The 25,394-nt window shown below is 65.0% G+C and carries 20 protein-coding genes, 1 pseudogene and 1 riboswitch; of the genes and pseudogenes, 18 read left to right on the plus strand and 3 right to left on the minus strand.

From position 1 onward, the window contains the following. Nucleotides 1–49: 49 nt before the first annotated feature. The 12 genes and pseudogenes from pilM (at nucleotide 50) to ugpQ (ending at nucleotide 12,191) form a co-directional block, all read left to right on the plus strand. Nucleotides 50–1,051: a type IV pilus biogenesis protein PilM gene (gene pilM / locus AWB83_RS29955; protein ID WP_087049302.1), complete on the plus strand. Its 1,002-nt coding sequence runs from the start codon at nucleotides 50–52 to the stop codon at nucleotides 1,049–1,051. After that, nucleotides 1,048–1,731, plus strand: coding sequence for a PilN domain-containing protein (locus AWB83_RS29960; RefSeq protein WP_087049254.1), 684 nt, complete (start codon nucleotides 1,048–1,050; stop codon nucleotides 1,729–1,731). The genes pilM and AWB83_RS29960 overlap by 4 nt, the downstream gene beginning before the upstream one ends. Continuing rightward, nucleotides 1,728–2,603, plus strand: a complete 876-nt coding sequence (locus AWB83_RS29965; protein ID WP_087049255.1) for a type 4a pilus biogenesis protein PilO — start codon at nucleotides 1,728–1,730, stop codon at nucleotides 2,601–2,603. The genes AWB83_RS29960 and AWB83_RS29965 overlap by 4 nt, the downstream gene beginning before the upstream one ends. After that, a complete protein-coding gene (locus AWB83_RS29970) occupies nucleotides 2,600–4,141 on the plus strand; it encodes a type IV pilus secretin PilQ (protein ID WP_087049256.1) in 1,542 nt (513 codons plus the stop codon). Before AWB83_RS29965 ends, AWB83_RS29970 begins: the two co-directional genes overlap by 4 nt. Nucleotides 4,142–4,245: 104 nt before the next feature. Next, complete coding sequence (aroK, locus tag AWB83_RS29975; RefSeq protein WP_087049303.1) at nucleotides 4,246–4,797, plus strand: shikimate kinase AroK; 552 nt, start codon at nucleotides 4,246–4,248, stop codon at nucleotides 4,795–4,797. Further along, nucleotides 4,797–5,894 (plus strand): 3-dehydroquinate synthase, encoded by a 1,098-nt coding sequence (aroB, locus tag AWB83_RS29980; RefSeq protein WP_087049257.1) that lies wholly within the window; start codon nucleotides 4,797–4,799, stop codon nucleotides 5,892–5,894. The genes aroK and aroB overlap by 1 nt, the downstream gene beginning before the upstream one ends. Before the next feature lie 80 nt (nucleotides 5,895–5,974). Beyond that, a pseudogene (locus tag AWB83_RS29985) lies at nucleotides 5,975–7,159 on the plus strand (deoxyguanosinetriphosphate triphosphohydrolase); the annotation flags it as partial. A gap of 44 nt (nucleotides 7,160–7,203) precedes the next feature. Further along, nucleotides 7,204–8,529: a sn-glycerol-3-phosphate ABC transporter substrate-binding protein UgpB gene (gene ugpB / locus AWB83_RS29990; protein ID WP_087049259.1), complete on the plus strand. Its 1,326-nt coding sequence runs from the start codon at nucleotides 7,204–7,206 to the stop codon at nucleotides 8,527–8,529. A gap of 56 nt (nucleotides 8,530–8,585) precedes the next feature. Further along, entirely contained in the window at nucleotides 8,586–9,470 is an 885-nt protein-coding gene (gene ugpA, locus AWB83_RS29995) for a sn-glycerol-3-phosphate ABC transporter permease UgpA (protein ID WP_087049260.1), read from the plus strand. Next, nucleotides 9,467–10,312: a sn-glycerol-3-phosphate ABC transporter permease UgpE gene (ugpE, locus tag AWB83_RS30000; protein WP_087049261.1), complete on the plus strand. Its 846-nt coding sequence runs from the start codon at nucleotides 9,467–9,469 to the stop codon at nucleotides 10,310–10,312. Before ugpA ends, ugpE begins: the two co-directional genes overlap by 4 nt. A 17-nt stretch (nucleotides 10,313–10,329) precedes the next feature. Beyond that, nucleotides 10,330–11,415: a sn-glycerol-3-phosphate import ATP-binding protein UgpC gene (locus tag AWB83_RS30005; protein WP_087049262.1), complete on the plus strand. Its 1,086-nt coding sequence runs from the start codon at nucleotides 10,330–10,332 to the stop codon at nucleotides 11,413–11,415. Nucleotides 11,416–11,435: 20 nt separating this feature from the next. Further along, nucleotides 11,436–12,191 carry a glycerophosphodiester phosphodiesterase gene (ugpQ, locus tag AWB83_RS30010; protein WP_087049263.1) on the plus strand — a complete coding sequence of 252 codons (756 nt, stop codon included), beginning with the start codon at nucleotides 11,436–11,438 and terminating at the stop codon, nucleotides 12,189–12,191. A gap of 4 nt (nucleotides 12,192–12,195) precedes the next feature. Here the strand turns inward: ugpQ and AWB83_RS30015 are convergent, their stop codons facing one another. Both AWB83_RS30015 and AWB83_RS30020 read right to left on the minus strand, forming a co-directional pair. After that, nucleotides 12,196–12,573 carry an ElaB/YgaM/YqjD family protein gene (locus tag AWB83_RS30015; protein WP_087049264.1) on the minus strand — a complete coding sequence of 126 codons (378 nt, stop codon included), beginning with the start codon at nucleotides 12,571–12,573 and terminating at the stop codon, nucleotides 12,196–12,198. 296 nt (nucleotides 12,574–12,869) lie between these two features. Beyond that, nucleotides 12,870–13,595, minus strand: a complete 726-nt coding sequence (locus AWB83_RS30020) for an OmpW/AlkL family protein (protein ID WP_087049265.1) — start codon at nucleotides 13,593–13,595, stop codon at nucleotides 12,870–12,872. A gap of 205 nt (nucleotides 13,596–13,800) precedes the next feature. On the opposite strand from AWB83_RS30020, the gene AWB83_RS30025 reads away from it, so the two are divergent. From AWB83_RS30025 to AWB83_RS36260, 4 genes are all read left to right on the plus strand, one after another. Beyond that, entirely contained in the window at nucleotides 13,801–14,508 is a 708-nt protein-coding gene (locus tag AWB83_RS30025; RefSeq protein ID WP_087049266.1) for a transposase, read from the plus strand. A 323-nt stretch (nucleotides 14,509–14,831) separates the two neighbouring features. Continuing rightward, nucleotides 14,832–19,535: a glutamate synthase-related protein gene (locus AWB83_RS30030; RefSeq protein ID WP_087049267.1), complete on the plus strand. Its 4,704-nt coding sequence runs from the start codon at nucleotides 14,832–14,834 to the stop codon at nucleotides 19,533–19,535. An 84-nt stretch (nucleotides 19,536–19,619) separates the two neighbouring features. Further along, nucleotides 19,620–21,086 (plus strand): glutamate synthase subunit beta, encoded by a 1,467-nt coding sequence (locus tag AWB83_RS30035; RefSeq protein WP_087049268.1) that lies wholly within the window; start codon nucleotides 19,620–19,622, stop codon nucleotides 21,084–21,086. A 26-nt stretch (nucleotides 21,087–21,112) separates the two neighbouring features. Next, nucleotides 21,113–21,625, plus strand: a complete 513-nt coding sequence (locus tag AWB83_RS36260; protein ID WP_143750125.1) for a hypothetical protein — start codon at nucleotides 21,113–21,115, stop codon at nucleotides 21,623–21,625. 4 nt (nucleotides 21,626–21,629) lie between these two features. On the opposite strand, the gene AWB83_RS30045 is transcribed toward AWB83_RS36260, so the two are convergent. Then, nucleotides 21,630–23,372, minus strand: coding sequence for an ABC transporter ATP-binding protein/permease (locus AWB83_RS30045; RefSeq protein WP_087049270.1), 1,743 nt, complete (start codon nucleotides 23,370–23,372; stop codon nucleotides 21,630–21,632). Between the two features lie 271 nt (nucleotides 23,373–23,643). After that, nucleotides 23,644–23,769, plus strand: a riboswitch (TPP riboswitch). A gap of 246 nt (nucleotides 23,770–24,015) precedes the next feature. Here AWB83_RS30045 and AWB83_RS30050 point away from each other — a divergent pair. Together AWB83_RS30050 and thiS are read left to right on the plus strand one after the other, a co-directional pair. Then, nucleotides 24,016–25,176 carry an FAD-dependent oxidoreductase gene (locus AWB83_RS30050; protein WP_087049271.1) on the plus strand — a complete coding sequence of 387 codons (1,161 nt, stop codon included), beginning with the start codon at nucleotides 24,016–24,018 and terminating at the stop codon, nucleotides 25,174–25,176. Nucleotides 25,177–25,192: 16 nt separating this feature from the next. Further along, complete coding sequence (gene thiS, locus AWB83_RS30055; RefSeq protein WP_087049272.1) at nucleotides 25,193–25,390, plus strand: sulfur carrier protein ThiS; 198 nt, start codon at nucleotides 25,193–25,195, stop codon at nucleotides 25,388–25,390. Nucleotides 25,391–25,394 lie beyond the last annotated feature (4 nt).

Consider the following 25,394-nt stretch of genomic DNA (forward strand, 5'->3'; position numbering starts at 1 on the left):
GTCGAGCGACCGAACGGTTCGGTGCGCAAGTGAATGGAAGGAGTGGGTCATGGGCAAGGAAAACGCGTTGCGCGGCACGATGTTGACGGTCACGCGGCGCTATGCGGCGGGCATCGACGTCGGCGAGGATGCGGTGCGGCTGGCAGTCGTCAGCAGACGGCTGCGGGCGAACGCGGTGCTGTGCGTCGAACACCTGGAGTCGGTGCCGCTTCCGTCGGGCGCGGTGATCGACGGCGATTTCGTCGATCGCGCGGTCGTCGTGTCGGCGTTGCGCGAGGCATTCGGGCGGCTGCCGTCCGGCGGCGCGTGGCGGGCGTTGCGCTGCGCGATGGGCTTGCCCGCATCGGCGACGATCACGACGCAGATTCCGCTGTCTCGTCTGATGGAAGCGCGCGAGCCGCTGCCGGCGGCGACGGGCGGCGATCCGCACGGCGTGCTCGAGCCGGCCGTGCTGGCGGAGGCCGAGCGGGCGACGGGAATCGAGCGCGTGGCGCTGGCCGTCGACTGGTCCGTGCAGACGAGCGAGGACGGTCAGGCGCAAGTTGCCATCGCGGCGACGGCGCGGCGGCATGTGGAGGCGCGCGTCGAGACGGCGGCGGAGGCGGGCATCGCGCTTTCCGCCATCGATGGCGAACCGGCCGCGGCGCTTCGCGCGATGCGTCATTCGGGCTCCGTCGAACTGGGCGACGACGCGCGCTATCTCGTCTGCTGGCTGGAGAGCACGGGACTGCACGGCTGGCTCGTCGGCTCGCGCGGCATCGAGAACGAGGTGCGCTATCCCGCGCCGGAGTATCGGAGCATCTCCGATGCGCTGCGCGACCTGGTGGGCGAGCACGCGCCGCTCGATTGCATCTACGCGGGTGGCCAGCTCGAATTGCTGGCGCATGCCGGTGTTCCGCTTCCGGTGCTGGGCAAGACCTTCGCCTGCCCGGCGCTGCCGTTCGAATCGGCGCCGTATTGCAACGGCGCGGCCGAGATCATGGCCGCGCACAAGCATTCGCCGCGCTTCGCGGCCGCCTTCGGGCTTGCCTTGCGCGAGGTGATGCAATGATCGCCGCGACGCTGGAAGGATTCAATCTGCTGCCGTATCGGGTGCGCCGACGCCGCGAAGTGCGGCGTCGCAGGCTCGTGCTGCTGGCGGCCGCGAGTCTGGCGGGCTGCGCGGCCGTGGGCGCCGTCGCGGGCTGGGATGCGTTCGCGCGCGCCCGTCTGGATGAGCGGCGTATGGCGTTGCAAGCGACGCTGCGCGCGTCGGGCGCGCAGATCGACGAACACGCGCGGCTTGTTCGCTCCGAAGCCGACCGGCGGCGCGCGAGAGAGGCCGCGCAACCGCTGGCTGCGCCGCGCGAGCGCTTCCTCGCGCTGCTCGAGGCGCTCGCGGATCCGTCGCCGCAACGGGGCGTTGCGCTTCAACGCGTCTCGCAGCGGACCGGCGAGGTCGAGCTCGCGGCGCTCGCGCCCGATTCGCAGACGGCGGCGCAGTGGCTCAAGCGACTCGAGCAGGTACGCGGCGTCGAGGCCGTCGAAGTGATCGAGATGAAGCGTCGCGCCGACGCCGCGATGCGCGGCAAGCGCGGCGCGCCTGCGCCGCTCGATGAGCGTGCCGGGCATTACGAATTCATCGCGCTCGTGCGGTATGCGCCCGATCGTCCGCGCGGCGCGGCAGCGTCCCATCAGGCGCGACCGGTGCTCGCGGCGAATCGCCCGGCGGCGCAGGGGAGGCGGCCATGAACGCTATCGCGATGAACTTCGCCGCCGCTCGAAAGCGCTCGCGCGGCCTGCCTTCCGTGCTGCAGCCGATCGACGAATGGTCGCGCATGCGCACCGCGCTTGTCGCGCTTGCGTTGTGCCTGCTCGTTGGATTGCTCGGCGTGCGCGCCTGGCGGATGTCGGATGCGAGCCAGCTCGATGCCAGCCGCGCCGCATGGACGGCCGCGCAGGCGAAAGCTCAAGAGACCGGACGCATCGTGGCGGAACTGCCGGACTTGAGGGCGCGGGCCACGTCGAGCCGCATGGAGCCGGAGCGCTGGAGCGCCGCCGACGCATTGCACGCCATCGCGGACCTGGCGGCGCACAGCGGACTGCGCGACGCGGCAATCGAGCCGGCGACGCGAAAGGGCGGCGACTCGAAGGCACCGCAGCCGGTCCCGGAACGCGCCTTCAGGCTGCGAGCGGAGGGCACGTTTGCGGAGATCCACCGGTTCCTGGAAGCGCTCGGCGGGTTACCGCGGCTCGTCGTGCCGGAGGGCGTGCAGATCAGGCGGCAGGCGGGCGTGCTCGCCATCGAGGCGACGCTGCGCGTTTTCGAAAGCTTGCCGCCGATTCCCCCGACGACGGCGGCGCCGCGTGCGAACGCGTTCATCGTCGATCCGTTCGGCCGCGCGGATGCGGCCGCGCAAGGCGGCGACATGCTGCTCGTGGGCACCTTCGTCGAGCCACGACGCGCGATGGCCCTTCTGCAGCGCGGCGACGCAGTCGACGGCTTCGCGGCGGGGCAGAAGATCGGCGACGAACGACTCGGGCGCGTCGTGCCGCGCGCGGTCGAGCTCGCTCGCGACGACGGATTCTGGCGCAAGCTGACCTTCGTGGAGGATCGCAAGTGAGCCAGTTCGCGCAGGTTTCACGCGCAGTCGCGAGGCCGGTCCTGCCCGCGGTGGCGGCGCTTCTGTTCGCGCACGCGGCGCTCGCTGCCGAAAGCGGCGATGCGAACGTCGCGCCGCTGCCGCCAATCCCGGCGTCGTTCGACGCGCTGGCTACGGACCAAGCCGCGATCGACCCAAGTCCGCCGCCCGTGGCCGACGCGCCCGCGGCGAAGCCCGCCGCGAAGCCCGCCGCCGAGCCGGCGGAAGCGCTCGAAGGCCCGCCGGTACCGTTGCGGCCTGTCGCGCGCCTGAGCAGCGCTGACTCAGGCTCCGACGCCGCGTCGAGCGAAGGCGCGGGCAAACCGATCACCCTCGACCTGAAGAATGCCGATCTGCGCGCCGCACTGCACACGTTCGCGCAGTTCACCGGCCTGAACATCGTCGCGAGCGAGAAAGTGCGCGGGCAGGTCTCGATGAACCTCGTCGCCGTGCCGTGGCGGCGCGCGTTCGATACGCTCCTCGAAGTGAACGGCCTCGCCATGGAGGAGCACGGCAACGTGATCTGGGTCGCGCCGCTCGCGGAGCTCGCCGCGCGCGAAAAGCTGCGCTACGAGGCGCACGCGCGCGCCGCCGATCTCGAACCGCTCGCGAGCCGCACATTCGTGCTGCGCTATGCGCGCGCGGAGGACATGCGCAAGATGCTGACCGGCTCCGGCAGCCAGCGCGTGCTGTCCAAGCGCGGTTCCACCATCGCCGATGCACGCACGAACCTGCTCTTCGTGACCGATCTCGACGCGCGCGTGCAGCAGATCGCCGATCTCGTCTCCCTGATCGACAAGCCGACGCCGCAAGTGATGATCGAGGCGAAGATCGTCGAAGGCGAAGCCGGCCTGTCGCGCAATCTCGGCGTCAAGCTGAGCGCCGCGCCGCAGAGCGATCCGGCGACGGGTTTCACGGGCGGGAAGGACGGTGTGGTATACGATCTGTCGGCGGGGCCGATCAACGGCTTCGACGCGGCGACGGCCGGGCTCACGCTGTTCGTCGCGCAGGCGACGCGGCTGCTCAATCTCGAGCTGAGCGCGCTGGAAGCGGAAGGGCGCGGGCAGATCGTGTCGCGGCCGCGCGTGGTGACGGCCGATCGGGTGAAGTCCGTCGTCGAGCAAGGCATGGAAGTGCCATATCAGGCGAAGGTCGGCAACGGCATGTCGGGCGTGCAGTTCCGGCGCGCAACGCTCAAACTGGAGGTCGAGCCGCAAATTACGCCGCATGGGCACGTCATTCTCGATCTCGACATCACGAAAGACAGCCTGGGCGAGCAGACGGCCAACGGGCCGGCCATCCACACGAAACACGTCCAGACGCGCGTGGAAGTTGAAAACGGCGGCACGGTGGCGATCGGCGGCATCTATTCCGACGACGAACGCGACGACACGACGGGCGTGCCGGGGCTGTCGAAACTGCCGCTGATCGGCTGGCTGTTCCGTCACGACGCGCGGCGCAGGTCGAAGAGCGAACTCGTCATCCTGATCACGCCGCATGTGATCGCGTCGAGCGGATGAGGCCGATGGCGTCAGCGGCGGCGGGCGGCGCGACTCGACAAAGCGGGCGGTTTGCCCTTAAGCTGCCGCACGAACAAATTGCATCGAACTGGAAGGAAACCGAGTTGCAGGAAGGGCACGCGAACGCGAACATTTTTTTCGTCGGACTCATGGGGGCGGGTAAAACCACCGTGGGCCGCGCGGTTGCGCGCCGTCTGCAGCGCTCGTTCATCGATTCGGATCTGGAGATCGAGGCGCGCACGGGCGCACGCATCCCCGTGATCTGGGAGCTCGAAGGCGAGGCGGGTTTCCGCCAGCGCGAGGCAAACGTCATCGACGAGCTGTCGCAGCGAAGCGGCATCGTGCTCGCGACGGGCGGCGGCGCGGTGCTGCGGCCCGAGAATCGCGAACATCTGAAGAATCGCGGCATCGTCATTTATCTGCGCGCGAATCCGCACGACCTCTGGCAGCGCACGCGGCGCGACAAGAACCGCCCGCTCCTGCAGACCGAGGACCCGCGCGGCAAGCTCGAAGCACTCTTTCAGGCACGCGATCCGCTGTATCACGAATGCGCGGATTACGTCGTGGAGACGGGGCGGCCGACCGTGAATGCGCTCGTCAACATGGTCCTGATGCAACTGGAGGTGGCCGGCGTCGTCAAGCCGGCTGAGTCATAATGTCCGCCATGATTACCCCAACGATCACCGTCAGCGTCGAACTGGGCGAGCGCGCCTATCCCATTCATATCGGTGCGGGCCTGATCGGCCGCACGGAACTCTTCGCGCCGCATATCAAGGGCGCGTCGGTGGCGATCGTCACGAACTCGGCCATCGATCCGCTCTACGGCGATCAATTGCGCGCCGCGCTCGGCCCCCTCGGCAAGAAAGTGACGACCGTCGTCCTGCCGGACGGCGAGGCGCACAAGAACTGGGAAACGCTCAACAAGATCTTCGACGCGCTTCTCACCGAGCGAGCCGACCGCAAGACCACGCTGATCGCGCTCGGCGGCGGCGTCGTGGGCGACATGACCGGCTTTGCCGCCGCGTGCTACATGCGCGGCGTGCCGTTCATCCAGGTTCCCACGACGCTGCTCTCGCAGGTGGATTCGTCCGTCGGCGGCAAGACGGGCATCAATCATCCGCTCGGCAAGAACATGATCGGCGCGTTCTATCAGCCGCAAGCGGTGATTGCCGACATCGCCGCGCTGCATTCGCTGCCTGCGCGCGAAATGGCGGCGGGCATCGCGGAAGTCATCAAGACCGCCGCCATCAAGGACGCCGAATTCTTCGAATGGATCGAGGCGAACATCGCCGCGCTCAACAGTCAGGACGAGACCGCGCTCGCGCACGCGGTCAAGCGTTCGTGCGAGATCAAGGCATCGGTGGTGGCGTCGGATGAGCGCGAAGGCGGGCAGCGCGCGATCCTCAACTTCGGCCACACCTTCGGCCATGCGATCGAAGCCGGACTCGGCTACGGCGAATGGCTGCATGGCGAGGCGGTCGGCTGCGGCATGGTGATGGCGGCCGATCTGTCAGTGCGCCTCGGCAAGCTCGACGAAGCCGCGCGCCAGCGTCTCGTGGGCGTGATCAAGGCGGCGAAGCTGCCGGTCACGGCGCCCAGGCTCGGCGACGACCGCTATGTCGATCTGATGAAGGTCGACAAGAAGGCCGAAGCCGGCGAGATCAAATTCATCCTGCTGACCCGCTTCGGCGCGACCGAGATCACGAGCGCGCCCGATCAGGCCGTGCGCGCGACACTCGCCGCCAGCGTCTGATTCGCGCGCGCGGCGGCCAGGACCACGACGATGCGGAGCAGCCGGTGAGCGAAAAAGAACGTCAACTTCCGCCGGGCACGCCGTCGACGCTTGCGCTCGAAGCGCATCTCGCGCCGTACGCCGCGCACTCATCGCAGTCGCGCGGCCGCCGTTTCGCCGAGGCGCCGCCGGCGGCCCGCACGGAGTTCCAGCGCGACCGCGACCGCATCGTGCATTCGACCGCCTTTCGCCGGCTCGAATACAAGACGCAGGTGTTCGTCAATCATGAAGGCGACCTCTTCCGCACGCGTCTCACGCATAGTCTCGAAGTGGCGCAGATCGCGCGTTCGGTCGCGCGCAATCTGCGGCTGAACGAGGATCTCGTCGAAGCCATTTCGCTCGCGCACGATCTCGGCCACACGCCGTTCGGCCACGCGGGGCAGGACGCGCTGCACGAATGCATGCGCGATCACGGCGGCTTCGAACACAATTTGCAGAGCCTTGTCGTGGTCGATCAGCTCGAGGAGCACTACGGCGCGTTCAATGGCCTGAATCTGTGCTTCGAGACCCGCGAGGGCATTCTCAAGCATTGCTCGCGCGAGAATGCGCGCAAGCTCGGCGACCTCGGCGAGCGCTTTCTCACCGGCAAGCAGCCTTCGCTCGAAGCGCAGATCGCGAATGTCGCGGATGAAATCGCGTACAACAATCACGACGTCGACGATGGCTTGCGCTCCGGTCTCATCACGCTCGAGCAGCTTTCCGAAGTGAGCCTCTGGCACACGCACTGCGATGCGGCGCGCGCCGATTATCCGAACATCGAAGGGCGCAGGCTGATCCACGAGACGATCCGCCGCATCATCAATACGCTGATCGTCGATCTGATCGAATCGACCAGCCGCAATCTCGAACGCGTGGCGCCCCAGTCGCTCGACGATGTGCGCAATGCGCCGACGCTCGTCGCCCACAGCGATGAAGTCGCGGCACAGGCGGCCCAGCTCAAGCGCTTCCTGTTCAGGAACCTCTACCGGCACTATCGCGTGATGCGCATGGCCAACAAGGCGAAGCGCGTCGTGACGGGCCTTTTCGACGCCTTCACCAACGATCCGCGTCTCCTGCCGCCGGCCTATCAGGCGAGCCCGCCGGTAGCGGAAGAGTCGGCGAACGATGCGCCTTCCTCGAGCCACGACGGCTCGCAGGCGCGGCTCATTGCGCATTACATCGCCGGGATGACCGATCGCTACGCATTGAAAGAGTATCAACGCCTGTTTGTCATCGACAACAACTAATATCGCGCCCTTTAAGGCGCGAATCCTCAAAAGGAGACTTATCGATGAGCTGCAAGCCCTTGTTCCGTTCGATCTCGGCCGCGGCCGTTCTGGCGTTCGGCGCCAGCACCGCGGCGCACGCCGCGACGGAAATCCAGTTCTGGCACGCGATGGAAGCCGCGCTCGGCGAGCGCGTGAACGATATCGCCAACGACTTCAACGCGTCGCAGAGCGATTACAAGATCGTCCCCGTGTTCAAGGGCACTTATGACCAGACGCTCGCGGCGGGGATCGCCGCGTATCGCAGCGGCAATGCGCCGGCGATCCTGCAGGTGTACGAAGTCGGCACCGCGACGATGATGCAGGCGAAGAAGGCGGTCATCCCGGTCTACGACGTATTCAAGCAGGCGGGCGTGCCGCTCGACGAAAAGGCGTTCGTGCCGACCATCGCGGGCTATTACAGCGACGCGAAGACCGGGCATCTGATCTCGATGCCGTTCAACAGCTCGACGCCGGTCCTCTACTACAACAAGGACGCGTTCAAGAAAGCCGGCCTCGATCCGAACCAGCCGCCGAAGACCTGGGCCGATGTCGAAGCCGACGCGAAGAAGCTGAAGGCCACGGGTTACTCGTGCGGTTATTCGTCGGGCTGGCAGAGCTGGATTCAGCTCGAGAACTACAGCGCGTGGCACGCCGCGCCGTTCGCATCGAAGAACAACGGCTTCGACGGCCTCGACGCCAAGCTCGAGTTCAACAAGCCGCTGCAGGTCGCGCACATCCAGTTCCTGCAGAACATGGCGAAGGAAGGCACGTTCACCTACGTGGGCCGCAAGGACGAGCCGGTGTCGAAGTTCTATAGCGGCGATTGCGGCATCATCACGAACTCGTCGGGCTCGCGCGCGACCATCGCCAAATACGCGAAGTTCGACTACGGCGTCGGCATGATGCCCTACGACGCAAGCGTGAAGGGTGCGCCGCAGAACGCGATCATCGGCGGCGCGAGCCTGTGGGTGCTGTCGGGCAAGGATCCGGCCGTGTACAAGGGCGTCGCGAAGTTCCTCGCCTATCTGGCGACGCCGCCGGTCGCGGCGAAGTGGCATCAGGACACCGGCTATCTGCCGGTCACGCAGGCCGCCTACGAGCTCACCCAGAAGCAGGGCTTCTACGACAAGAACCCCGGCGCGGACATCGCCATCAAGCAGATGCTGAACAAGCCGCCGCTGCCGTACACGAAGGGCCTGCGCCTCGGCAACATGCCGCAGATCCGCACCATCGTCGACGAGGAGCTGGAGCAGGTCTGGGCGGACAAGAAGACGCCGCAGCAGGCGCTCGACGCGTCGGTGCAGCGTGGCGACGAGCTGTTGCGCCGCTTCGAGAAGACCGGCAACTGAAGTCGCTTTGGCAGGCGCCCGCGTGCGACGCGGGCGCGCCGCTCAGGACACATCGAATGGAAAAACGGTCTCGTTTCGATACGAGCGTCTTGCCGTATCTGCTCGTCGCGCCTCAACTCGCGATCACCGCGCTCTTCTTTCTCTGGCCCGCGGGCGAGGCGCTCTGGCAGGCCACGCAGAGCCAGGACGCATTCGGCACGTCGAGCGAATTCGTCGGGCTCGCGAACTTCAGGCAGCTTTTCGCGGACCCGCTCTATCTCTCGTCGTTCAGCACGACGATGATCTTCTGCGCACTCGTCACCGTGTCGGGGCTCGTCATCTCGCTGCTGCTCGCCGCGTGTGCCGATCGCGTGACGCGCGGCGCGAAGGCTTATCAGACGCTGCTCATCTGGCCGTACGCGGTCGCGCCCGCGATTGCCGCCGTGCTGTGGTCGTTCCTGTTCAATCCGAGCATCGGGCTCGTGACGTTTGCGCTCGCGAAGCAGGGCATCGTGTGGAATCACGCGCTCAACGGCACGCAGGCGATGTTCCTCGTCGTGCTCGCGTCCGTGTGGAAGCAGGTCAGCTACAACTTCCTGTTCTTCTATGCCGGTCTGCAAGCGATACCGCAATCACTGATCGAAGCCGCCGCCATCGACGGCGCCGGGCCGGTGCGACGCTTCTTCGGCATTGCGCTGCCGCTGCTGTCGCCGACGAGCTTCTTCCTCCTCGTCGTGAACCTCGTCTACGCGTTCTTCGACACCTTCCCCGTCATCGATGCCGCAACCGGCGGCGGCCCTGCTCAATCGACCAAGACGCTCATCTACAAGATCTTCGCGGAGGGCTTCCAGGGGCTCGACATCGGCAGCTCGGGCGCGCAGTCGGTCGTGCTGATGGTGATCGTCGTCGCGTTGACGGTGATCCAGTTCCGCTTCGTCGAACGCAGGGTGCAATACTCATGATCGAGAACCGTCGCGGCTTCGATGTCTTCTGTCACGCGGTGCTGCTGGCGGGCGTCGCGCTGATCGTGTTTCCCGTGTACGTCGCGTTCTGCGCGGCGACGATGAACTCGAAGGAGGTCTTCAGCGTGCCGCTGTCGCTCGTGCCGAGCACGCATCTCTTCGAGAACATCGCGCACATCTGGACGCACGGCAGCGGCAACGCGGCGGCGCCCTTCGGCCTGATGCTGCTCAACAGCCTCGTGATGGCGCTCGTCATTTCGATCGGCAAGATCGCCGTGTCGATCATCTCCGCGTATGCGATCGTGTTCTTCCGCTTTCCGTTGAAGAACCTCGCGTTCTGGCTCATCTTCATCACGCTGATGCTGCCCGTCGAAGTGCGCATCTTTCCCACGGTGCAAGTGGTGTCGTCGATGCATCTGTCGAACACGTATGCCGGATTGACGCTGCCGCTGATCGCATCGGCGACGGCGACATTCCTCTTCCGACAGTTCTTCATGACGCTGCCCGACGAACTGATGGAAGCGGCGCGCATCGACGGCGCCGGGCCGCTGCGCTTCTTCTGGGACGTGGTGCTGCCGCTCTCCAGGACGAACATCGCGGCGCTCTTCGTCATCACGTTCATCTACGGCTGGAATCAATATCTCTGGCCGATTCTCATCACCAACCAGGTGTCGCTGCAGACGGCGGTGGTCGGCATCAAGAGCATGATCGCGTCGGGCGACACCGCGACCGAATGGCATTACGTGATGGCGGCGACGCTGCTCGCGATGCTGCCGCCGCTCGCAGTCGTCCTGACGATGCAGCGCTGGTTCGTGCGCGGACTCGTGGACGCGGAAAAATAAACGGAGACTCGGATAGAATGGCTGCGCTGAATCTCAAGAGCGTGAAGAAAACCTACGACGGCTCGCAGTACGTGCTGCATGGCATCGATGTGGCGATCGAAGACGGCGAGTTCGTCGTGATGGTCGGGCCCTCGGGCTGCGGCAAGTCCACGCTGCTGCGCATGGTCGCGGGACTCGAGAGCGTGTCCGAAGGCACGATCGAAATCGGCGGCAAGGTCGTGAACAGGCTGGAGCCGAAGGATCGCGACATCGCGATGGTGTTTCAGAACTACGCGCTCTATCCGCACATGAGCGTCGCGCAGAACATGGCGTATGCGCTGAAGATCGGCGGCGCGGACCGCGCGACCATCGACTCGCGCGTGGCGAACGCCGCGCGTATCCTCGAACTCGATCATCTGCTCGCGCGCAAGCCGCGCGAGCTGTCGGGCGGGCAGCGCCAGCGCGTGGCGATGGGCCGCGCGATCGTGCGCGAACCGGCGGTCTTTCTCTTCGACGAACCGTTGTCCAACCTCGACGCCAAGCTGCGCGTGCAGATGCGCCTCGAGATCCAGCGCCTGCATGCGCGCCTCGCGACGACGAGCCTCTACGTCACGCACGACCAGATCGAAGCGATGACGCTCGCGCAGCGCGTGATCGTGATGAACAAGGGACACGCCGAGCAGATCGGCGCGCCGACCGAAGTGTACGAGCGGCCGGCGACGGTTTTCGTCGCGAGCTTCATCGGCTCGCCGGCGATGAATCTGCTCGAAGGACGCCTTTCGGAGGATGGTTCGACTTTTCAGGTGGCGGGCGACGGACCCAGGTTGCCCGTCGCGAACGCGCACAACGTTACGAGCGCGATGCACGGCCGCGAGTGGATCATCGGCATTCGGCCCGAGCACATGACGCCGGGCGCCGATGGCGCCGCGAGCGCGGCGCTGGAAGTCGATTCAGCCGAACTGCTCGGCGCGGACAATCTCGCGCACGGCAAGTGGGGCAGGCACGACGTGGCGGCGCGCTTGCCGCACGAGCATCGGCCGCAGCGAGGGGAGAGGCTCGCCGTGTCGTTGCCCGCGCGTCACCTGCATTTCTTCGATCCCGCCACGGGCCTGCGCGCCAACTGAGACTGAATGGAGGAACGGCGATGAGAACCTGGCCTTATCCCGCGATCGTCGCGCATCGCGGCGGCGGCAAGCTCGCGCCGGAGAACACGCTCGAGGCCATCGACGTGGGCGCGCGCTTCGGCCACAGGATGATCGAGTTCGACGCCAAACTCTCCGCGGACGATATCGTGTTCCTGCTGCACGACGATACCGTGGACCGCACGTCGAACGGGCACGGCGCGGCGCAAGCGATGACCTATGCGCAGTTGCGTGCGCTCGACGCGGGCACGTGGTTCGGCGCCGGGTTCGCCGGCGCACGCATGCCGACGCTCGCGCAAGTGCGCGAGCGCTGCGCGCAGCACGGTCTCGCGGCGAACATCGAGATCAAGCCGAGCCAGGGCCGCGACGTGGAAACCGGCGTGCTGGTCGCGCGCGAGGCGGCGGCCTTGTGGGCGGATGCGGATCCGCTGCCGCTGTTGTCGTCGTTTTCGTATGCGGCACTGGAGGCGGCGCGCGATGTCGCGCCGAATCTGCCGCGCGGGATGCTGTACGAACACGTTCCGCAGGACTGGCGTGCGCAGACCGCCGCGCTATCGTGCGTGTCGCTGCACGCGAACCATCGCGCGCTCGATGAGGCGCTCGTCGCGCAGATCAAGGATGCGGGCTTGCGCATCCTCGCCTACACCGTGAACGAACCGGCGCGCGCACGTCTGCTCGCGCAGTGGGGCGTCGATGCGATCTGCACGGATCGCATCGACATCATCGGCGCGGATTTTCTGGAAAATTCGGCCGGCTGAGCGCTCAGCGCACGCGCGCGAGCAGCACGCCCGCGACGAGCGCAAGCCCGCCGACGAGCACGATCGTCTGCCAGGGCTTCTCGTGGATGTACGCATCGGCATCTTCGATGACGGCGCCGGCGCGTTGCCGCAGCGCGGCGTGCGTATCGTTGAGACGTGCGCGGGCGCTGTCGAGACGCGCGCTTATCTGCGCGCGCAGTGCGGCGGCATCGGCCGATGTGCCTTCGGCCAGCGTGCTTTCCAACTCGCTCAGCAGCGAGCGCAGTTCGGAGCCGATATCCTCGGCGGCCTCACGGCCGTGCCGCGCCATGCGGCGTGCGCGGCGGCTGGTAGTGCTCCATGAGTCTCCGATGGCGTCTCGCGTATTAGGCAGTGCGTTCATAGATCGCTCCGTCGATGGATGAGTCGTGGATTGCCCGTCAAGGTCGGCGGGAAAATCCATGATGCAGCAAATTCGATGCCGATGCTCCGCACGTGCACGACGCTCGGCAAACCGCGACCGCGACGGGGCATTCAAGTGCCGGACACGTAAGAACTGCAAGCAATGCCTTCCGGTGAAGGTCACATTTACAAGGGTCATGAAAAAGATAACGCGGGCATGCGCAAACATGCCCGCGTTATCTTTGTTACAGCGACGCCGTTTATATCGTCGTAATCTGGTGCGTGAGAGGAAACGCTTTAGAAGCGATAGCCTACGCGCAAATATGTGACGATCGGGTTGAGCGTGATTTTCGCCTGAGACTGGACATTGAGCGTGCCGACGGGCGTTTGCGCTTGCGTGCTCAACTTGGCGGTGGCCTTCAACGGAATGAACGAGACGGAAAATCCGGCGAACCAGTGCTCCGTGAAATTGTAGGTTGCGCCGACGTTAAACACGGGAGCCCACGAACTATCCGTGTCGACGGTGGTCGGACCATGCAGAACGGAGCCTTCGAATTGCTCATTCGTGAGTTTCGCATCGGTGAACCAGGTACGCGTCACGCCAATGCCGACGAACGGGCGGAACTTCGCTTGAGGAGCATTGAAGAAGTATTTGAAGAGCAGCGTCGGGCTCCATTGCTTCGCGCTGCCGAGCTTGCCGTAAGGCTCGAGCGTGCCCGTGCCCTTCAGGTCGAACGTCGGCGGCACGCCCATTTCGAGTTCGGCTGCGATGTGGTCGGTTGCGAAGTAGCCAAATGTGAAGCCGGCGGTGTCAGCGCTCGAAATGCCTGCGCCCGTACCGGGAACATCGATATTGACGGGAGATCCGCCTACACTTGTTTCTTTGAGCGGACCGCTGCTGTCTTGCGGGGCAAAGTGAAACCAGCCTGCAGTTGCGTAGAAGGATCCAGCCGACTGCGCATGTGCCGCGGTGGACACACACGCTAATGCTGCGATCCCCGTGATGACTTGTTTTATTTTCAATTTGTGCTCCTCCGAAAAAGCACGCTCATTATGAACACAACATTTCAAAGTAACCATAGCGGTGCCGTAGAGCATTTTCCCTAGGGCATGGAGCGGCTTTGGGGCTTCGTTGCACGGCACTTGCATGTGTTTGTCCATGCAGCCGGAACGGCTCCTGAAGGCCCCCGATCGGGGTAACACAAACGCGACCAACGGAATATCCAGAATGGCACGGCTTGCACGACTCTACGTTCCCGAACAGCCGCAGCATGTCATCCTGCGTGGTCTCGACCAGCAGCCCGCCTTTGTCGACGACCAGGACTACGAGCTCTTCATCGACTGCTTGAGGACTGCTTCACGTGATCATCACCTTTCCATCCACGCCTATGCGCTCATGCCGCAAGCCGTGCATCTGCTCGTCACGCCTCGCGACGAGTCCAGCCTGCCCAAGGCGATGCAGGCGGTCGGGCGTCGTTACGTAGCGCACTTCAATCGCCGTTACATGCGGCGCGGCACGTTGTGGGAAGGCCGCTATCGGGCCACCGTTATCGAGGGCGAGCGCTACTTCCTGCTCGCCACGCGCGTCGTCGAGACGGCGCCCGTGCGCGCGCAACTCGTCGCGGCGCCGCAAGACTACAAGTGGTCCAGCTACCGTCATCACATCGGGCTCACGCTCGATGGCCTCATCACCGACCATCCGCTCTTCTGGTCGCTCGGCAACACGCCGTTCGAACGCCAGCATGCGTACAAGGAGCTGGGCGAACAACCGCTCGACGAACGCGAGGCCAACCGTCTCCTGCAAGCGACACTCAAAGGCTGGGTGCTTGGCAGCGACGCCTATCGCGAGTGGGCGTCCCGTGCCGCCAACCGCCGGGTGTCGCCATTGCCGCGCGGGCGTCCGCGCAAGGTTCGCGAAACTCCACAGCCTCAATAACGGCCCCACGCGTCGAACCTGTAGCGAAAAATGAAACGGCGTCTCGAACTTTCGGGATCGCCGTTTCTTTTTTATCGGCGATGTTGCGACCCCAATTAAATGGGGCATGTTTGCACCATATCGATAATTGGTGTCAGACCATCACGTTTTATTTGCCATCTTTTTGATTCGTCGCGTATATTTCGATTTCCGGCGATTTTTGCGGCGCAGCGCGTCCGTGCACGACCGGCTTCGCGGCCTCCAAGTCGAAAGAACAGGGCCGCGGGCGACAACAAAATGGTTCAACGGCCGAGTCGGCCCCTCACAGTAGAGACGGTGTCCCCATGAACGATCATCAGCAACCGGCAGCCGGTTCGCTTCCCGCCGCGCAGGGCATGTACGACCCCGCCAACGAGCATGACGCCTGCGGCGTCGGCTTCGTCGCCCATATCAAGGGGAAAAAGAGCCACGAGATCATTCAGCAGGGTCTCAAGATTCTCGAAAATCTCGACCACCGCGGCGCGGTCGGCGCCGATCCGCTGATGGGCGACGGAGCCGGCATCCTGATCCAGGTTCCGGACGGCTTCTATCGCGAAGAGATGGCCAAGCAGGGCGTGACGCTGCCGCCCGCGGGCGAATACGGCGTCGGCATGATTTTTCTGCCGAAGGAGCATGCATCGCGTCTTGCGTGCGAGCAGGAGCTCGAGCGCACGGTGAAGGCCGAAGGCCAGGTCGTGCTCGGCTGGCGCGACGTGCCGGTCGATTCCAGCATGCCGATTTCGCCGACGGTGAAGGCGAGCGAGCCGCTGATCCGCCAGATTTTCATCGGCCGCGGCAAGGACATCGTGGTGACGGACGCGCTCGAGCGCAAGCTGTACATCATCCGCAAGACGGCGAGCCACCGTATTCAGGCGCTCAAGCTGAAGCACGGCAAGGAATACTTCGTGCCGTCGATGTCGTCGCGCACCGTCGTCTACAAGGGCCTGCTGCTCGCCGGTCAGGTCGGCGTGTATTACCGCGACCTGCAGGACGAGCGCGTCGTCTCGGCGCTCGCGCTCGTGCACCAGCGCTTCTCGACCAACACGTTCCCCGCGTGGGAGCTCGCGCACCCGTACCGCATGATCGCCCACAACGGTGAAATCAACACCGTGAAGGGCAACGTCAACTGGCTGAACGCGCGCACCGGCGCGATCGCGTCCTACGTGCTCGGCGACGATCTGCCGAAGCTCTGGCCGCTGATCTATCCGGGCCAGTCGGACACGGCATCGTTCGACAACTGTCTCGAACTGCTCGTGATGGCAGGCTACCCGCTCGTCCACGCGATGATGATGATGATCCCCGAAGCGTGGGAGCAGCACACGCTGATGGACGACAACCGCCGCGCATTCTACGAATACCACGCCGCGATGATGGAGCCGTGGGACGGCCCCGCCGCGATCGCCTTCACGGACGGGCGCCAGATCGGCGCGACGCTCGACCGCAACGGCCTGCGTCCGGCACGCTATCTCGTCACCGACGACGATCTCGTGATCCTCGCGTCGGAGTCGGGCGTGCTGCCGATCCCCGAATCGAAGATCGTCAAGAAGTGGCGCCTGCAGCCGGGCAAGATGTTCCTGATCGACATGGAGCAGGGCCGCATCATCGAGGACAAGGAGCTCAAGGACAACCTCGCGAACGCGAAGCCGTACAAGAGCTGGATCGATGCCGTGCGCATCAAGCTCGACGAGATCGAGCCGAAGGCGGAAGACGTCGAGGCGCAGCGCCGCGAAGCCGCCGCGCTGCTCGACCGTCAGCAGGCGTTCGGCTACACGCAGGAAGACCTCAAGTTCCTGATGGCGCCGATGGCGCAGTCGGGCGAGGAGGCCGTCGGCTCGATGGGCAACGACTCGCCGCTCGCGGTCATGTCCAACAAGAACAAGACGCTCTACAACTACTTCAAGCAGTTGTTCGCCCAGGTGACGAACCCGCCGATCGACCCGATCCGCGAGAACATGGTGATGTCGCTCGTCTCGTTCATCGGTCCGAAGCCGAATCTGCTCGACACGATCAACATCAACCCGACGATGCGCCTCGAAGTGTCGCAGCCCGTGCTCGACTTCAAGGACATCGCGAAGATCCGCGCGATCGACAAGTACACCGGCGGCAAGTTCAGCGCGTACGAGTTGAACATCTGCTATCCGGCGGCGTGGGGCAAGGAAGGCATCGAAGCGCGCATCGCGTCGCTGTGCGCGGAAGCGGTCGACGCCGTGAAGTCGGGCTACAACATCCTGATCGTGTCCGACCGCAAGATGGACCGCGACAACGTCGCGATCCCGGCGCTGCTCGCCACGTCGGCGATTCACTCGCATCTCGTGCAGCACGGCCTGCGCACGAGCACGGGTCTCGTCGTGGAAACCGGCTCGGCGCGTGAGACGCATCACTTCGCGCTGCTCGCGGGCTACGGCGCGGAAGCCGTTCACCCGTATCTCGCGCTGGAGACGCTCGCCAACATGGCCGAAGGCCTGAAGGGCGATCTGTCGGCGGAGAAGGTCATCTACAACTTCACGAAGGCGGTCGGCAAGGGTCTGCAGAAGGTCATGTCGAAGATGGGCATCTCGACATACATGTCCTACACCGGCGCGCAGATCTTCGAGGGCGTCGGCCTGTCGGCGGATCTGGTCGAGAAGTACTTCAAGGGCACGGCGTCGAAGGTCGGCGGCATCGGCATCTTCGAAGTGGCCGAGGAAGCCATTCGCCTGCACCGCGATGCGTTCGGCGACAACCCGGTCCTCGCGAACATGCTCGATGCGGGCGGCGAATACGCGTATCGCGTGCGCGGCGAAGAGCACATGTGGACGCCGGATGCGATCGCCAAGCTGCAGCACTCGGCGCGCAGCAACTCGTATCAGACGTACAAGGAATACGCGCACATCATCAACGACCAGACGAAGCGTCACATGACGTTCCGTGGCCTGTTCGAGTTCAAGGTCGATCCGGCGAAGGCGATTCCGCTCGAGGAAGTCGAGCCGGCGAAGGAAATCGTCAAGCGCTTCGCCACTGGCGCGATGTCGCTCGGCTCGATCAGCACGGAAGCGCACGCCACGCTGGCTGTCGCGATGAACCGCATCGGCGGCAAGTCGAACACCGGCGAAGGCGGCGAGGACGAAACGCGCTACCGCAACGAACTGCGCGGCATTCCGATCAAGAACGGCGACACGCTGAAATCGATCATCGGCAAGGAAGTCATCACGGACATCCCGCTGAAGGACGGCGATTCGCTGCGCTCGAAGATCAAGCAGGTCGCGTCGGGCCGTTTCGGCGTGACGGCCGAGTATCTGGCGTCGGCGGATCAGATCCAGATCAAGATGGCGCAGGGCGCCAAGCCCGGCGAAGGCGGCCAGTTGCCCGGCCACAAGGTGTCGGACTACATCGGCAAGCTGCGTTACTCCGTGCCGGGCGTGGGTCTCATCTCGCCGCCGCCGCACCACGACATCTATTCGATCGAAGACCTCGCGCAGCTCATTCACGACCTGAAGAACGTGAATTCGTCGTCGAGCATCTCGGTGAAGCTGGTGTCGGAAGTGGGCGTCGGTACCGTGGCCGCGGGTGTGGCGAAGGCGAAGGCGGATCACGTCGTGATCGCGGGTCACGACGGCGGCACGGGCGCGTCGCCGCTCTCGTCGCTCAAGCATGCGGGCACGCCGTGGGAACTGGGTCTCGCCGAGACGCAGCAGACGCTGGTGCTGAACCGCCTGCGCGGCCGCATCCGCGTGCAGGCCGACGGCCAGATGAAGACCGGCCGCGACGTCGTGATCGGCGCGTTGCTCGGCGCGGACGAGTTCGGCTTCGCGACGGCGCCGCTCGTCGTCGAAGGCTGCATCATGATGCGCAAGTGCCATCTGAACACGTGCCCGGTCGGCGTCGCGACGCAGGATCCGGTTTTGCGCGCGAAGTTCTCCGGCCAGCCGGAGCATGTCGTCAACTTCTTCTTCTTCGTCGCGGAAGAAGTGCGCGAAATCATGGCGCAATTCGGTATCCGCAAGTTCGACGACCTGATCGGCCACGTCGAGCTGCTCGACATGAAGAAGGGCATCGAGCACTGGAAGGCGAAGGGCCTCGACTTCTCGCGCATCTTCTATCAGGTGCCGGTGGGCGAGGAAGTCGCGCGCAAGCACGTCGACGTGCAGGACCACGGCCTCGACAAGGCGCTCGATCACATCCTGATCGAGAAGTCGAAGGCGGCGATCGAGCGCGGCGAGCACGTGTCGTTCATCCAGCCGGTGCGCAACGTGAACCGCACGGTCGGCGCGATGCTGTCCGGCCTGATCGCGAAGAAGCACGGCCACGACGGCCTGCCCGACGACGCGATCCACATCCAGTTGAAGGGCACGGCGGGCCAGAGCTTCGGCGCATTCCTCGCGAAGGGCGTGACGCTGGATCTCGTCGGCGACGGCAACGACTACGTCGGCAAGGGGCTGTCGGGCGGCCGCATCATCATTCGCCCGACCAACGATTTCCGCGGCAAGTCCGAAGAAAACATCATCTGCGGCAACACGGTGATGTACGGCGCGATCGAGGGCGAATCGTACTTCCGCGGCGTCGCGGGCGAGCGCTTCTGCGTGCGCAACTCGGGCGCGACGGCGGTCGTCGAAGGCACGGGCGATCACGGCTGCGAGTACATGACAGGCGGCACGGTGGTCGTGCTCGGCGAGACCGGCCGCAACTTCGCGGCGGGCATGTCGGGCGGCATCGCATTCGTGTACGACCCGGACGGCACGTTCGCGGGCAAGTGCAACAAGTCGATGGTCGCGCTCGATCCGGTGCTGCAGCAGGCCGAACAGGAGCGCACCGTGGATCGCGCGCTGTGGCACACCGGCAAGACCGACGAAGCGCTGCTCAAGGGCTTGATCGAGCGTCATTTCCAGTTCACCGGTTCGCCGCGGGCGAAGGCGCTGCTCGAGAACTGGGACGCGTCGCGCCGTCAGTTCGTCAAGGTCTTCCCGACCGAGTACAAGCGCGCGCTCGGCGAAATCGGCGCGAAGAAGGCGAAGGACGCCATCGCGGCTTGAGCGGTTTCACATAACGAAGGGCTTCCCGATGCGTCGCGCCGGGAAGCGAGTTCCTCACCGTACATAGAGAAAGAAGAGAACCACATGGGCAAGGCAACCGGTTTTCTCGAGTTCGAACGCCGCCACGAGGCGTACGAAGCACCGCTGACCCGCGTCAAGCATTACAGGGAATTTGTCGCCGCACTGACGGATGAAGACGCGAAGATTCAAGGCGCGCGCTGCATGGACTGCGGCATTCCGTTCTGCAACAACGGCTGCCCGGTCAACAACATCATTCCGGATTTCAACGATCTCGTGTTCCAGCAGGACTGGAAGAGCGCGATCAACGTGCTGCACTCGACCAACAATTTCCCGGAGTTCACGGGCCGCATCTGCCCGGCGCCGTGCGAAGCGGCGTGCACGCTCGGCATCAACGACGATCCGGTCGGCATCAAGTCGATCGAGCACGCGATCATCGACAAGGCGTTTGCCGAAGGCTGGGTCGTGCCGCAACCGCCGAAGCACAAGACGGGCAAGAAGGTCGCCGTCGTCGGTTCGGGTCCTGCCGGTCTGGCCGCCGCCCAGCAACTGGGGCGTGCGGGGCATGATGTGGTCGTGTTCGAGAAGAACGATCGCATCGGCGGCCTGCTGCGTTACGGCATCCCCGACTTCAAGCTCGAGAAGTGGCTGATCGACCGCCGCATGCGCCAGATGGAAGCGGAAGGCGTGTCGTTCCGCACGAACGTGTTCATCGGCCGCGATCCGCTGCCGGCGTACATCGGCAATACGGCGAAGGAAACCATCACGCCGGAGGAGTTGAACGAACAGTTCGATGCCGTCGTGATCGCGGGCGGCTCGGAAACGCCGCGCGACCTGCCGGTGCCGGGGCGCGAGCTCGAAGGCATCTATTACGCGATGGAATTCCTGCCGCAGCAGAACAAGGTCAACGCGGGCGACAAGCTGCCGGATCAGTTGCTCGCGAAGGGCAAGCATGTCGTCGTGATCGGCGGCGGCGATACGGGGTCGGACTGCGTCGGCACGTCGAATCGGCATGGTGCGAAGAGCGTCACTCAGTTTGAGCTGCTCGCGCAACCACCCGAGGAAGAGAACAAGCCGCTCGTGTGGCCGTACTGGCCGATCAAGCTGCGCACGTCGTCGTCGCATGAGGAAGGCTGCGAGCGCGACTGGTCGGTCGCGACGAAGCGCTTCGAAGGCAAGAACGGCAAGGTCGAGAAGCTGGTCGCGGTGCGCGTCGAGTGGAAGGGCGGCAAGATGCAGGAAGTGCCGGGCTCCGAGTTCGAGATGAAGGCCGATCTCGTGCTGCTCGCGATGGGCTTCACGCAGCCGGCGTCGCCGGTGCTGGATGCGTTCGGCGTCGAAAAGGATGCGCGCGGCAACGTGCGTGCTTCCACCGAAGGCGACAAGGCGTATTACACGTCGGTGGACAAGGTGTTCACGGCGGGCGATATGCGGCGCGGTCAGTCGCTCGTCGTGTGGGCGATTCGCGAAGGGCGGCAGTGCGCGCGGTCGGTGGATGCGTATCTGATGGGTAGCAGCGAATTGCCGCGCTAAGTCACGGCAGCATTGAAACAGGGCGGATGACCGTGCGGTTGTCCGCCCTTTTTGCTTTCGACGGCGGTGGTCATGCCGCGTGCATTTGGGTGATTGATCTTCTTCGCGAGCGCCGCCCTGGCGTCGATGGAATCAACCATGTCGTTTGCGGCGTTCATGAGTCTGCGCAGATCGCTGCTCGGAATCTCGCTCGCATCCTGAAACACGATGATCGAATCGAAGCGCTCGATGTACTGGTCGATGTGCTGAAGCATGATGGTCGCGAGCCGCGTGCGCTCCGGACTCCAGTCGGTCGCATCGGGGACTTCCGGCGCGAGGTAATTTTCGGTGACGTTGTCGATGCCGACGATTTCGACGAGATTCTGCTGCTCATCCGACTCCGACGCGATCTGGGTCCCTTTGCTGCTTTTCCGTCGACAAGACGCGACAGTCCAGGACGCAGCACGTCGATCAAATCAACCGCGCCGACAAATAAGAAAAACCGCACCGATGATCACTCACGGGTGCGGTTCTCTGATTCACCAGCGACGAGAGCGTGAAGCTTCAAGCCTCCACCAACGCCCTCTCGATCTCGATCTTGTAGTCATGGAACATCGCCACCGATTCGCGATGCGCGACGCTCAGAATCGCCGCTTTCGGCAGCCGCTCGACCAGCGTGTTGTAGATGTGCAGCTCGTTCTCGGCATCGAGTGCGCTGGTGGCTTCGTCGAGGAACACGAAGTCCGGCTTGTGCAGCAGCACGCGCGCCGCGGCCAGACGCTGTTGCTCGCCCGGCGACAAACTCCGCGCCCAATGCGCGCTTTCATCCAGCCGATCCATGTACCCCTCGAGATTGCACTGACGCAGCACTTCGCGCGATTCCTCGTCGCTGAACGTGCCGCCGGGCGACGGATAGCTCAACGCCGCGCGCAGCGTGCCGATCGGCAGATAGCTCATCTGCGGGATGAACATCATCTTGGCGTCGACGGGCGCATCGATCGTGCCGTCGCCGAACGGCCACAAGCCCGCGAGCGCGCGCATCAGCGTGCTCTTGCCCGAGCCCGACGGCCCGACGACGAGCCAGCGCGATCCCGGCTCGATCGACACGTTCGCCACGCGAGAGAGCGGTGTGCCGTTGGGCAGCGCGAGCATCAGGCCGTTCGTCGTGAGCGAGGTGGTGCTCGTGTAGTGCAGGTTGATGCCGCCGTGCTCGGTCGCCGGCGATGTTTCCTCGCGGATATGCGTCGAGCGCATCACGCGCTTGAATTCACGCAGACGGTTGACCGTGGCGCGCCATTCGACCAGCGTCGAATAACTGTTGATGAACCACGAAAACGAATCGCTCACCGTGCCGAACGCCGATGAAATCTGCATCAGCACGCCGAACGAAAACGCGCCCGCGAAGTAGCGCGGCGCGGCGACCATGATCGGGAAGATGATCGCGATCTGCCCGTAGAAGGAGAGCACGAAGGTCATGCGCTTCGTGTACTTCATGATGAGCCACCAGTTGTCGCGGATGCGCTGGAAGATGCTCTTCGCGTTCGCCGTCTCGGTCGAGATGCCGTCGTAGAACGCGATCTGCTCGGCATTCTCGCGCACGCGAATCAGGCCGAAGCGGAAATCCGCCTCCACCTTCTGCTGCTGATAGTTGATCGACACGAGCGGATGCCCGACCTTCTGGATGATGAGCGAGCCCGCGATCGCATAGAGCGCGGCGGCCCACACCATGTAGCCCGGAATGACGATCGGCGTGCCGCCCAGCGTGAGCGTCAGCGCGCCCGCGATGGTCCAGAGGATCGTGATGAAGGTGACGAGCGTGACGAGCGTCGAAAGCAGGTCGAGGGAGAGCGAGAGCGTGGTCGTCGCAAAGGATTGCAGGTCGTCGCTGATACGCTGGTCGGGGTTGTCGGCGAGGCGGTCCCGCTCGATGCGGTAGAACGCCTTGTCGCCGAGCCATTGTTCGAGATACCGGTTGGTGAGCCATTGCCGCCAGCGGAACGCGAGCATCTGCCGCAGATACCGGCCATACACGGCGAGCAGGATGTACGCGAACGCGAGACCCGTGAAGATCAGCAGCAAGTGCGGGAAGTCGCGGACGTTCTTGTTCTGCAGTGCGTTATAGAAGTCGGCGTTCCAGCTGTTGAGCCGCACGTTGATCCACACGACCGTCATGTTGATCACGATGATCGCAACGAGCAGGCCCCACGCAATGCCGCGTTCCTCGGACACCCAGTAGGGCTTGATGAGACTCCACGCCGATACTTCGTCGGCCTTCTGTTGGGTGCTTCTGGTACGAGTGTCGATCATGAGCTTCCTGCCGATGCGCCCTGCGGGCGGCGAATTGTTACGCGTTACGCGGTTGTTGCGTCATGCAGCCGGCTTTCGGCGCGCGGTAATCCTGCGCGCAGCCTGTTCCGGGCCTGCAAATTCTTCCGGGGTTCTCTTAACGCTCACTTAATTTCGCGCGATCGTTCGGTGAACCATGTTCGCGGCATTGTGCCAGAGTGCCGCCGGGCACGATAAAAGCCCGGGGCAATCCCGGTTTGCAGCGCGTTCGCCTTTCATGTTCTAATGACCCTCGACGAAACAGGGGTGCTTCGCGCGCATCGGCGACCGGAACCGGTCACCAGCGCGGCGAGGCTGAGAGAGACCCTTTGCACCCGATCCGGGTAATACCGGCGAGGGAAGTTTCCGGAGAACGCGCGAACTCGCGCCATTCCTCCAGTCTCTTCCGAGTAACTGTCTTTTCCGTCCGGCGCGCGCTTCCTATCGACGCGGCTGCCGGGCCGGTCTCTCTCCGCTGATTTCGTCCTTGTGATGTGCCGCCGCGCCAGCACGGTCGAGATCGCGTACTCCTTCTCCTCGTGCAGCGCAGCGTCAGGCCGCAAGCTTTGCATGGGACCGCGGTGCGCGCTGAAGCGCCAGCCGCGGTCGACGAGGAGACATCGAATTGAACAGGATCGATCAGACCGCCGCGCGTCGGGCGGATTTCGCCGTCATCGGCGGTGGGCTCGTCGGACGGCTCGTCGCGTGGCAACTCGCGGGCGCGGGGCATCGCGTGGAACTGTATGAGCGCGGCGACGCCCTCGGCACGCAATCCGCCGCCTGGGTCGCCGCCGCGATGCTCGCGCCGCTCGCGGAGGCCGCCAGCGCGGAGCCGCTCGTCGTCGGGCTCGGAGCCGCGTCGCTCGAACGCTGGCCGCGTCTCATCGCGCAATTGCCCGAGCCGGTGTTCTTTCAGCGCAACGGCACACTCGTCGTCTGGCACGGCGCGGACCGCGCCGAGGCGCCGCTCTTCGAGCGCCGGCTGCGCGCCAATTCGCCCGCCGAACTGCTCGATGGCGGTTTCGTCAAGCTCGCGGGCGCGCAGGTCGCGCAGGCCGAACCGGCGCTCGGCGCGCGCTTCGCGCAAGGCTGGCTGCTGCCGAACGAAGGGCAACTGGACAACCGCCAGGCCTTGAGCGCCCTCGGCGCCGGCCTCGCCGCGCGCGGCGTGCGCACACACTGGAACACGCCCGTCGACGCGACGCCCGAGTCGACGAATGAAGCGCGCTGGATCATCGATTGCCGCGGCCTGGGCGGCAAGCCCGCGTGGCCCGCGCTGCGCGGCATTCGCGGCGAAGTCGCGCGGGTGCACGCCCCGGGCATCGGGCTTTCGCGGCCCGTGCGGCTTCTGCATCCGCGCTATCCGCTCTATATCGCGCCGAAAGAGAACGATCTGTATGTAATCGGCGCGACCGAAGTGGAAGGCGAGGACATGTCGCCGGTGAGCGTGCGCTCCGCGCTCGAACTGCTGAGCGCCGCATTTGCCGTGCATCCGGGCTTCGGCGAGGCGCGCATCCTCGAGCTGAATTCCCATTGCCGGCCGACCTTGCCGGATCACCGGCCGGCCATCGTCTGGGACGGGGCGCGGACCCTGCGCGTGAACGGCCTGTACCGGCACGGTTTCATGATCGCGCCGGAAGTCGCGGATACCGCGTGCCGGCTCGCCGAAGCGCTCGTTTCGGGCGATGTCGCCAACGTCGACACGTTCGGAGATTTCCGCAGCGCCGCGCGCTGGCCGGAGCTGCTGCACCGCGAATTCGCCGCCGCGCCCGCGCTGTCGCATTGAGAAAGAGACGAAAGCCATGAACATCCACATCAATCAGCGCGTCTTCGACTTGCACGATGCCGCCACCGTCACCGAGGCGATCGCCGCGTTCGGCGCGAAACCGCCGTTCGCGGTCGCGCTCAACGGCCAGTTCGTCGCGCGCGGCGAGCACGCCACCAGGACGCTCGCCGCCGGCGACAAGCTCGACATCGTGTCGCCCGTGGCGGGCGGCTGAACTC

The sequence above is a fragment of the Caballeronia ptereochthonis genome, from assembly GCF_001545075.1.
Classification (GTDB): domain Bacteria; phylum Pseudomonadota; class Gammaproteobacteria; order Burkholderiales; family Burkholderiaceae; genus Caballeronia; species Caballeronia ptereochthonis.